Below are 2091 nucleotides of genomic sequence, written 5' to 3' on the forward strand. Positions count from 1 at the left end.
ACCGTCACGTTCGGCGCCGGCGGCGTCCCCAATCCATCTTCCGGTTCGGATCTCATCGGCGGTTCCGGCGGAACAACCTCTTTCGGCGCTCTTGCCGTCGCTACCGGCGGCATTGGCGGTTCTTCCAGCGGCACCAACTCATTTGGAGCGGGCGGCCAAGGGGTGGGGACCGGAACCGCCGGAACCCTCTTGATCCACGGCGGTGGCGGCTCGCCCGGTTCAGGCCATGAAGGCGGTTGCGGGGGCACCTCGTTCTGGGGCGGCGGCGGTTATGGCGGCGCAACACCTTCGACCGGCGTCCAGGTACCCGGTGGCCCGGGCTCCCTCGGCGGCGGCGGCGGTGGTGGCGACGGCGGCGGCGCCGGCGGGGCCGGAGGCAACGGTGTGGTCGTCATCTTCGAATTCGACTGATCGCGGCATCGTCGCCCTCGCGTAAGCCAACCACTCACACACATTCGGATTGGGACAAATGAATCCCTTCAGCTACGGCAACGTCCTGACCGCTGGCCAGTGGAGCTATCTGTTCTCGCAGAAGCAGGACGCGCTCGGCTATACCCCGGTCAACCGGGGCGGCGACACGATGCAGGGGCCGCTCAACACCCAGGCCTCCACGTCCGACGGCGCTGGATTCAGCATCCCTCCTGGCGCTGCTCCGGGAGTGCCGGTCGACGGCCAGATCTGGATGACCATCTTTGGGCTCTTCTTTCAGATCGGCGGGAAAACGATCGGACCGATTGCCAACGGCACCATCGTAGGGCCTTCGAACTCCGTGGTGGGGGACATTCCCGTTTTCTCCACGACGGGCGGCACTGACCTTGCGGACAGCGGAATCTCGCTCGCATCGCAACTCCCCAACCTCATCCTGGCTACTCCAGCCTTCGGAAGCGGAGTGCCCGCATTCCGAGCGCTGATCGGGGCTGATCTACCCACGCCGCAGCCCGTGGCCCTTGGTGGCGTGAAATCTGCGGCGGCTCCTCCCCATCAGTTCGGGACGGGTGTCGATACCAGCGGCAACCCGACGTTCGCGCAGCCTGCAATTAGCGACGTCTCGGGCCTTGCCGCAAACATGCTGGCCTTTCTTGCCGGCGGCACGAGCGCCCAGCTGGCCGCGGCGATGGTCGACGAGACCGGTAGCGGTCCGCTTGTCTTCGCCACAAACCCGACCGTCGCCCTTGGCTCGGCCTCGACCGCCGTCACGCAGACGCCCGGCGACAACTCGACCAAGCTGGCAACGACGGCCTATGTGCAGGCCGCGATCTTCGCCACCACGACGCTGCCAGCGCCCCGGCTTGCCACGACCACCGCGCTTCCGGCGGTCACCTATGCCAACGGAGCATCCGGCGTCGGCGCCACGCTCACCGCCTCTGCCAACGGTGCTTTGACGGTCGACGGCGTCGCCGCGAACCTCAACGACGTGATCCTGGTCAAGAACCAGGCCTCGTCGTTCCAGAACGGCATCTACACGGTCACAGCGACAGGTAGCGCAGGCGCGCCTTTCGTCCTGTCGCGTGCGACCTACTACAATCTCTCCGCCGACATCGATCTTGGCGACCAGACGTTCGTGACGGGTGGAGCGACGCAGGGCGCCACGACTTGGACGCAGAATGCCAAGGAAAACCCGGTCATTGGCACCGACCCGATCACGTTCGCCCAGACGGCGGGCGTCGGTTCCTACACAGCCGGCAACGGCCTCACCCTGGCAGGCACGCAGTTCGCGATCGATACGACGATAGTCACTGACCTGTCCTCGGCGCAGTCGCTCTCCAACAAGACGCTGGTGAGTCCGGCACTCAGCGGCGTGCCCACCGCTCCGACTGCAGCGGCAGGCACGAGCAGCGCGCAGATCGCCAGCACGGCATTTGCGGCGGCCGCTGCTGCCGGCACCCTCGTCAATGTCCAGGTAAAGACTGCCTCGAGCACCTATACGCCGACCGCAGGCGCCACGCGCGGCATTGTCTTCGTCACGGCTGGTGGCGCTGGCGGCACGACCGGTACGGGCAGCGGCAGCGAAAGCGGCGGCGGTGCAGGCGGCACGACGATCGGCTTCCTGAACTCGCTTGCATCGACTGCCGTGACCATCGGCTCTGGTGG

General features: G+C 66.7%; 1 protein-coding gene and 1 pseudogene. Both read left to right on the forward strand.

Translation table 11 applies throughout. From position 1 onward, the window contains the following. A partial coding sequence (locus EOA28_RS41030) for a PE family protein (protein ID WP_281060947.1) occupies positions 1 to 411 on the forward strand: 411 nt, incomplete at its 5' end. 58 nt (positions 412 to 469) lie between these two features. Beyond that, positions 470 to 2091, forward strand: a pseudogene (locus EOA28_RS33655) (hypothetical protein); the annotation flags it as partial.

Source organism: Mesorhizobium sp. M2A.F.Ca.ET.067.02.1.1 (assembly GCF_004023285.1).
GTDB lineage: Bacteria > Pseudomonadota > Alphaproteobacteria > Rhizobiales > Rhizobiaceae > Mesorhizobium.